Origin of the sequence: Demequina sp. NBRC 110051 (assembly GCF_002090055.1) — a bacterium.
In the GTDB taxonomy this organism is placed as follows: domain Bacteria; phylum Actinomycetota; class Actinomycetes; order Actinomycetales; family Demequinaceae; genus Demequina.
This window is the reverse complement of the sequence record NZ_BBRH01000018.1, coordinates 83891-92148: the sequence shown is the minus strand read 5'-3', so window position 1 is coordinate 92148 and position 8258 is coordinate 83891. Positions and strand designations below refer to the sequence as shown.

Here is an 8258-nt window from a genome sequence, read left to right as displayed (position 1 = left end):
CCACGACGCCAAACAAAATGCCTGGTCGCTGGCCACAAATACGGCCAGGAGCCGGACCAAAGGCCCTCATCGCACGCTGAAACGGCACCTACCCTCAAAGCCATGCTTTCCATCCCCGATGCCGTCGACGCGCAGGCCCAGGCCGCCGCCGTGAAGGTCGCCGGCACCCGCAGGCCCTTCCGCTTCCTGGTCTCCGCGATGCTCGCCGGGCTGTGGGTCGGCACCGGCGTCTATGTGATGCTCTCGGCCGCGGGCCCGTTCTTCGTCGCCGGCGACCCCGCAACCCGCCTGGTCTCCGGCGCCGTCTTCGCGATCGCCCTCACCTTTGTGGTCTTCGCCGGCGCCGAGCTCGCCACGAGCGCCATGATGATCCTCCCCATCGGCGTGATGCGCCGCACCGTGACCTGGCTCCAAGGCGTCGGGACACTCGGATTCATCCTGATCGGCAACCTCCTCGGATCCCTGGTCCTCGCCTGGGTCCTGATCCAATCGGGTATCTTCCACGACGCCGCTACCGGGGGCATGCTCGACGGCATCCTCACCTCGAAGATGAGCCACGGCCCCTCCGAGGTGTTCTTCCGCGGCGTCATGTGCAACATCCTCGTCTGCGTCGCGATCTGGGCCGCCGGGCGCGTGAAGAACGAGGCCGCCAAGGCCATCGTCATCTTCTGGGGTGTGTTCGGCTTCATCGCCTCGGGCTTCGAACACGTGGTCGCGAACATGACCATCTTTGGCCTCGGCGTCATGGGCGGCGGTACCGTCGACGTGACCTGGGCCGACTTCGGCACCAACATGCTGTGGGCCGGCCTGGGCAACCTGGTGGGCGGCATGGTCATCATCGCGATGGCCTACACCTTCATCGCCGGCCCCAGGAAGGCCGATGCTGTGGCCGCCCTGGCCGCCGACGTCACCGATGTCGCGGTTCAGGTCCCACCGGCCGATGCCGCGGCTGAGCCCCGCGAGGCTGTCGCCTCGCGCCAGTCACCCCCCGCGGAGCGCCTCGAGCGCGACGAATCCCTGGTGGTCGACGCCAGCCGCGCAGGCTGACACGATCCCCACTGCCACTCCCGCGGCGCGGTCCACACCCACGAAGGACGCGAAACCGCCGGTGCGGCCGTTGTGCCAGGTGACCTGACGCCCCCGCACCTCGGACGTCATCCATGCGGCGCCAATCCTCGATGCGGCCGGCCCGCGCTTGCCCACGGTGGCGACCGGTACCAGCGCGCCCGCCCAGGCGCCCATGCCGGGCGGTACCGCGAGCGGGTCGACGGGCAGGCCTCCTGGGACGACCCCGGCATCGGCCGTGCCGACCCTCGCCAGCGCGCCGACCAACGCGCCCAGGTCGCGGGCGGTCACCCGCACCCCTCCCGCCGGAGCGATGCCGGCGCCCACCCACGGCGACTGCGCGCGTCCGCGCCGTGAAGCCCCTCGCAGCGCGCGCGGCCTCAGGTCGGACTCCGAGCGCGCCACGTAGGTATCGGCCATCTCCAGCGGCTCCAGCACGCGCGAGCGCAGCGCCGCCGGGTAGCCCATTCCGAGTGCGGCGGCTACCGCGTGCCCCAGCAGCGAGAACCCCAGGTTCGAGTACCGAAATTTCGCTTTGCCGACCGACGCGGCCCGGGCCTCAGCGAGCAGCCCGTCGATGTCCTCGCCGTACGGATTGGCGCCCTTGCGCCACAGCGCCCACTGGCGAGCCAGCGCCGACGGCCCCTCGACGGTCGGGCCGAGTCGCGGCAGCCCTGAGGTGTGGGTCGAAAGCGAACCCAGCGTGACTTCAGCGGCGGGCGACGATTCCAGATCCAGCAGATCGCCCAGGCGCGTGTCCGTCCGCACGTCCCGCGACGCGAGCGCGGACGCGTACAGCATCCCGGTGAGGCCCTTCGCGACCGAGCCCACTTCGGCATCGGCCCCCTCGTCGACGCCGAAGGCCCGCCAGGCAGACTCGTCGCCTCGCGCGACCGCCACGAGGACCCGGTCGTGGCGACGGGGCAGCAGGGCACAGACGGCGTCGAGGTCGGCTTCCATGGTCACCGACGGTAGCGAGCGAAAGCGGGCCACGGCATCGGCCGTACGAACGACGACGGCCCCGGTCTCCGAAGAGACCGGGGCCGTCGAAACGCTCGGCTTAGGAAGCGGCCTGTGTCGTGGTCGCCTCCTCGGGAGCGGGGTGCTCGCGCTCGAGCGCGGCGCCCTCGACGTCCACGTTGGGGAGGATCTTGTCAAGCCACTTGGGCATCCACCAGGCGCTTTCGCCGATGAGGTGCATGAGCGAGGGCACCACCATCATGCGGATGACGAACGCGTCGAACAGCACGCCAATCGCGAGGCCGAAGCCCATGGGGCGGATCATCGAGATGTGCGAGAACACGAAGCCGCCGAAGACGGAGGCCATGATGATCGCCGCCGCCGTGACGACCGCGCGGCCGTGGCGCAGGCCCGCCGTGACGGACTCGCGCGCGGTGGACCCGTGCACGAACGCCTCGCGCATGCCCGAGGTGATGAACAGCTGGTAGTCCATCGCCAGGCCAAACAGGATGCCGGTGAGCATGATCGGCAGGAACGACAGGATCGGGCCAGGTACGTCCACGCCAAACAGGCTCGCGAGCCATCCCCACTGGTAGACCGCGGTCACGGCGCCGAAGGCCGCGAACAGGCTCAGCACGAATCCGAGCGTCGCGATGAGCGGCACCAGGATCGAGCGGAACACCACGATGAGGATGATGAGCGACAGGCCCACGACGACCGCGAGGTACAGCGGCAGCGCGTCGGAGAGCTTCTCGGAGATGTCGATGTTGCCCGAGGCGGTGCCGGCGACGCCCAGCTCGGTGCCGTCTTCGAGGGGCGACAGTGCGCGCATGTCATGCACCAGTTGCTCGGTGGACTCCGAGTTCGGGCCCTCCGCGGGCACCACCTGGAACGCGAGGAATGAGTTGTCCTCGGACACGCCGGCGGGGGCGACCGCCGTGACGTTGTCGACCTCCATGAACTGGTTCTCGATCGCCACCTGCGTCGCGAGGAGGTCCTCGTCGGACACAGCCTCGGGAAGGTCTGCCGTCACGAGCAGCGTGGCGTTGAGGCCTTCGCCGAAGCTCTCGTCGATGGCCGTGTAGGCCTCGTATGCAGTGGAGCCCGGGGGCTCCTGGTCGCCGCCGGGAAGGCCCAGGCGCATGGACGCCGAGGGGATCGCGACGATGCCCAGCAGCACCACGCCGCCGATCACCGCGAGCACGGCGCGGCCGGTCTTCATGGGCGTGTAGGGGGCCTCGGGCTCGTGGGCCTGGCCGATCTTGGCGCGCGAACGCTTGGAGATCGCCTTGACGCCCACCAGGCCCAGCACGGCCGGGACCAGCGTGATGGCCACCAGCACCGCGATCGCGACGCAGAAGGCCGCGACGTTGCCCATGACGCCAATGAACGGAATGCCGGTGACGTTGAGGGCGAGCAGGGCAATGAGCACCGTGGTGCCCGCGAAGACGACCGCGTTGCCCGCGGTGCCATTCGCGAGGCCGATGCTCTCGTTGACCTCCATGCCTCGCTTCAGGTTGAGGCGGTGGCGGTTGATGATGAACAGCGCGTAGTCGATGCCGACGGCCAGGGCGAGCATGACGCCCAGCACCGGCGTGACGGAGGACATGTCGACCGAGCCCGACAGCGCGAGCGAGGCGGCGACGCCCACGCCCACGCCCACCACGGAGGTGATGATCGGGGTGAGCGCGGGCCACACCACGCGCATCATGACGAACAGCACCACCAGGGCAAGCAGCACGCCGACGATCTCGCCGGCGCCCAGGATGCCCGAGACCTCGGTCGCGATGTCCGCGCTGAAGAACACCTCGAGGCCGTCGAGAGGTGCGGACTCGATGGACTCCATGACGGCGTCCTTGTCCTCTTGGGACAGGGTGAGCGCGCCCTCGGTGAAGGTCACCGCGGCCAGCGCGGTGGAGCCGTCCTCGGAAACAGTGGACAACGACGAGGCGTTGTCGGCGAGCTGCTGGCCCAGCTCGAGCTGCTCGCGCTGGGCGGTCAGTTCTTCTGCCCCCGCGTCGATCTGTTCCTGTTGCTCGTCGAGCTGGGCGAGTCCGGCCTCGAGCTGCTCGCGCTGGGCGTCGAGCTCGGCCTGCTGCGCATCAAACTGCGCCTGCGCGGCCGCGTACTGGCCGGCGTCCTTGGCCTGCTGAATGGCGGCGTCGAGCTGGGCCTGACCCTCCTCGAGCTGCTGCTGACCGGCCTCTGCCTCGGCACGCGCGGCGTCGAGCTGCTCCTGGCCGGACTCCAGCTCGGCCTCGGCCTGGTCGATCTGCGCGGCGCCGTCCTCGAGCTGCGCGAGCTGCTCCTCGGTGTCTGCCTGCGTGGCGAACGGGTCGATGATGCCGGACACGGCGTCGATGTCCTCGACGCCGGCAAGCGCGTCCGCGATCTGCTGCTGCTGATCGGCGGAGATCTCCGAGCCGTCCTCGCTCTGGAACACCACGCGGGCGGTGGTGCCGCCCGTGCTGGGGAGTTCCTCCTCAAGCTGGTCCGTGACCTGCTGTGTGGGGGTGCCGGGGATTGAGAACGAGTCGGTCAGTGTGCCGCCGAAGGCGAGGAAGCCGCCTGCGGCCGCGGCGAGCGCGACGATCCACGCCACGATCGCGATGAAGGGTCGGCGCGCGGAGCCGCGACCGAGCCTGAAGAGAAGATGGGCCACGTCAGAGCCTTTCGAGGATCTCGGGGGAGGGGACGAGGCGACGATGCCTGCTCGCCATCCTAACCCCGCCAAAGGGCGTTAAGCGACACTTGTCGGTTAATGGTTGGCGACCACGGCATCGGCCCTGCACAATGGGGTCATGGACGCACGGATCGTGAGGACCAGGCGGCGCCTCCAGGAGGCGCTGTTTGCGCTGGCGCGTGAGCGCGGGATCGACCACGTGAGCGTGTCCGACATCGCCGAGCGGGCCGAGGTCAACCGGTCGACGTTCTACCAGCACTATTCCGATAAGGAGACGCTGCTGGCCGATGCCCTGGACCTCGTGGCTCAGGAGGCCGGCGCCAAGATCGACGGCATCGACCCCAGCGCGCCGCTCGCGCCCGCCGTGCTGGTGGAGTTTCTCCAGCACGTCGAGACACATGCGGACCTGTACGTGCGGGTGTTCACCGAGCCCGGTTACGGCGTGGTCCTCGCGCGGCTGCGTGAGCAGCTCCACGTCGCGATCATGGCCGCCGCCGAGGGGCACGAGACGCATGCGGTGGACGTGCCACCCGATGTGGTCGCGGCCGGCGTGGCCGGCTCGATCATCGGCGTCATTGGAGCATGGCTGTCGCGCGAGGACCGGCCGCCGGCCGTCGAGGCGGCGCAGTGGGTCTGGGTGGTGCTCCTGGGTCTGGGCGGCGACGGCGCCGAGTAAGGCGGCCCTTGGAGCATGTCGGTGCGTCGCGTAGACTGGGGCGTACAACTGCACAGGGGATGATCGGTTTCGACGTGTGTGCTTTCCTCAGGGGAAGCGGGCCGAGGACGTCACGTTATCTCGTTAACGCTCGTGGCAAACCAATAGGTGCCGATTCCAAGCGCACCGACTTCGCCCTCGCTGCCTAAGCGAGCCCCGAAGTCCGTCAGCCCAGGCTAGATCCCGACCTGGTCCCTGGCGTCATCTAGGGAACTGGCTCCACTCCTTCGCCAACGGGGAGTGGGGGACTCTTAGTTGGCTGGGGCCATCGCACAGCTCGTCTGAAGGTCGTGCGGGTCCGAGACACTGAACATTCAGACTGCGCCCGGAGAAGACCTGTCGTCGTACATGCGGACCGGGGTTCGATTCCCCGCATCTCCACTTGTTTCATCATCCCTGGTAGGTGACCGAGAGGCCACCGGCTCCCGTCCTCGTTGAGGTCGCGACGGCCGGTGGCCTTTGGTCTTCCTGCGGTTACTCGCTCGCGTCCTCGACGTCGGATTCGTCGGCGACGGCGCTGGCGCTGCGGCGCAGTTGCAGGCCGTGCGCGCGGGCCAGCGCCAGGACCGCCTCCAGATCGGCGGGCGCGATCCGCGCGGGTCGCCCCGGCCACAGCCAGTCCTGGCGCGGCGCAGCCGGCTCCACCGCCTCGGCCACCGGCGCCAGCACGCGCAGCTCGACGGCGTCCTCGCCCGGCGCCACGTCGGTCAGCCGCAGACCCGCGACGTCGTCCACGAATGCCAAGAGCGCGTCGCGATCGGCGATCTCCGCGAACACCACGAGCACGGGGTCTCGCGGGAAGCACAGCTTCTTCACGCGCGCGAGGACCTCGTCGCGCCCCGCTGCGGTCGCCCTGGTCGCCGTGCCCCAGTACGAGCTGTGAGGGTAGGCGCGGATGAACTGGCCGAGCGTCGCGGGACGCTCGCCCACGGGGTGATCGTCGATCCCGCTGCCCAGCCGCGAGCCCAGTTCGCCGCCCACCAGATCGTGCGTGAAGAACATATTCGTCCAGGTGGTGGCGGCGAACTGCGCCGACTGGTGCAGGCGCGACGTGTCCTCGCCGCTCACCCCCGTCCAGACGCGGTAGCGCAGCGGGTGGCTCGCGCGAGCAGCGGGGGTCTGCTGCACCTGCGGCGGGCTCGTCGCCAGGAAGCGGTCCTTCGTCGCCTCCGCCAGTGCGTCCTTGCCCGCCGTGACGAGGATCTCGGCATGCGTCAGGGGGCACGCGAGCGTCACGAGGTCGGTCACGATCCATCGGGCGGCGTTCGTGGCGATGGCCGATGCCGTGGTCGCCTCTCCCACTCCCTCGCCCTGGGCGGTAGGAGCCACCCGTAACGGCGCACGCAGCGCCTCTCCGAGCGCGGCACGGTCGCCGCGGACCGCGGCGCGCTGTGCCTCACCCGACTTGTCGTCAGACTCGCCTCCGCCGTCTGCGACGCCGCCGGCAACCGCGTGCCGTTCGACGCGCCTGACGGCCCGCTCGAGCGGCGTCACGGCGGGGTCGTCGTCGCCCTCGTCCAGCTCCACGCGCGACAGCGGAATCTCGAGGTTCGGCGCGACCGTGTTCCAGTAGGCGTGCAGGGCATCGGCAGCGATCACCGTGCCCAAGCTGTGGCCGACGAGCACGATGCGGTCGTAGGTAAAGCGCTGACTCACCTCGTCGCGATCGTCGGCGATCGCGGTGAGGAGATCCACCAGACCGCCACGGATGTTCTCGCGCTCGCTGATGTTGTCAGGCTTGCTCGACAGGTAGCGCGCGGCGTCGCCAAGGCCCGTCAGTGCGAACCCGCCCACGAGCATGGTGACGACCGGAATCGCGGCGCCGAGAAAACTCTGCGCCCCCGCGAGGGCACCCCACATCTCGCCCGCGTCGGGATCGCCCAGGTTCGTCGCGGCGATAGCCAGCGCCACGGTCGCGACGGCGAGCCCCGCCGCGGCCACCGTCGGCAGCCGCCAGGCGACCACTCCGGCGACGGTGACCACCGCCAGGACGCCCGCGGCCGCTCCCAGGGCGACGGCGAGCATCGGCTGCCCCGCGAAGACCGCACCCACCACGTAGCCCACGGCCGACGTGAGGCCCACCAGGAGCATCGTCCGTATGGTCGTGAGGACCCCCGCGAGCTGTGCGACGGCGACGGCCCCGAACGCGGCCACCACGGCGGCCGCGATCCCCGCCGCGAGCCAGCCCGCATGGCCGTCCGTCGTCGCCGTCACGGCGACCCACGCCGTGAGCACGCCCGTGACGAGGGCCAAGGCGATCGCGGCCGCGCGCGTGAGCCTGTCCACTCGCGCCGGCACCGTGTGCGCCGGGGCCGGCCCGTACCCCTTCATGAAGCCGTCCAGCAGCCCGCCGCGGTCGGCCGAGACCAAGCGCATCACGAACGATGGCAGGTGTCGCCAGGCGGTGTCCCGGAACCGATAGGCCCAGTAGTACTCGTAGAAGTGAGTGGTACGCGACCAGCTGCGAGGCTCGGCATCGTCGGCCTCGGGAAGGTCACGGATGCGGTGGCGCATGTCGACGGACACGATCCGCCCGAACGATGTCCCCGCGAGCCTGTCGGGCAGCACAAAGCGCCTGTCGCCCGCCTTCGCGTCGACCACGCCGTCGCCCTCGTCGATCATGCCCGCGGACGGCACGGAGGCGGCGCGTAGGGGAGCGGGAGCATCCGTACGGGCGGCGGCGGGATCCGCGCCGCGCCCGACGAAGGAAAGCAAGGTGTCGAGCGGCTCTTGCTCGCCGATGCCGTGAACGACGACGACGGCGGTGCGCGGAAGCATGGCCATGAGTCCCTCCCCAGGCTGGCTGTCACCATTCCAGCACAGGCCACCGACACG

5 protein-coding genes and 1 other RNA gene are annotated in these 8258 nt (G+C 70.0%); 3 read left to right on the top strand and 3 right to left on the bottom strand.

Features of this window, described 5'->3' with window-relative positions; all coding sequences use genetic code 11:
* Positions 1 to 102 precede the first annotated feature (102 nt).
* Entirely contained in the window at positions 103 to 1047 is a 945-nt protein-coding gene (locus B7K20_RS11345) for a formate/nitrite transporter family protein (RefSeq protein ID WP_084102633.1), read from the top strand.
* On the opposite strand, the gene B7K20_RS11340 is transcribed toward B7K20_RS11345, so the two are convergent.
* Together B7K20_RS11340 and B7K20_RS11335 are read right to left on the bottom strand one after the other, a co-directional pair.
* Positions 982 to 2025, bottom strand: a complete 1044-nt coding sequence (locus B7K20_RS11340; RefSeq protein WP_084102640.1) for a serine hydrolase — start codon at positions 2023 to 2025, stop codon at positions 982 to 984. The genes B7K20_RS11345 and B7K20_RS11340 overlap by 66 nt on opposite strands.
* Before the next feature lie 100 nt (positions 2026 to 2125).
* A complete protein-coding gene (locus B7K20_RS11335; protein ID WP_084102632.1) occupies positions 2126 to 4687 on the bottom strand; it encodes an MMPL family transporter in 2562 nt (853 codons plus the stop codon).
* A 139-nt stretch (positions 4688 to 4826) separates the two neighbouring features.
* On the opposite strand from B7K20_RS11335, the gene B7K20_RS11330 reads away from it, so the two are divergent.
* Together B7K20_RS11330 and ssrA are read left to right on the top strand one after the other, a co-directional pair.
* The gene (locus B7K20_RS11330; RefSeq protein WP_084102631.1) at positions 4827 to 5384 is read left to right on the top strand and encodes a TetR/AcrR family transcriptional regulator; all 558 of its coding nucleotides are present in this window, start codon (positions 4827 to 4829) and stop codon (positions 5382 to 5384) included.
* A gap of 55 nt (positions 5385 to 5439) precedes the next feature.
* Positions 5440 to 5807, top strand: a transfer-messenger RNA (tmRNA) gene (gene ssrA / locus B7K20_RS11325).
* A 90-nt stretch (positions 5808 to 5897) separates the two neighbouring features.
* Here ssrA and B7K20_RS11320 read toward each other — a convergent pair.
* Positions 5898 to 8207 (bottom strand): hypothetical protein, encoded by a 2310-nt coding sequence (locus B7K20_RS11320; protein ID WP_084102630.1) that lies wholly within the window; start codon positions 8205 to 8207, stop codon positions 5898 to 5900.
* Positions 8208 to 8258 lie beyond the last annotated feature (51 nt).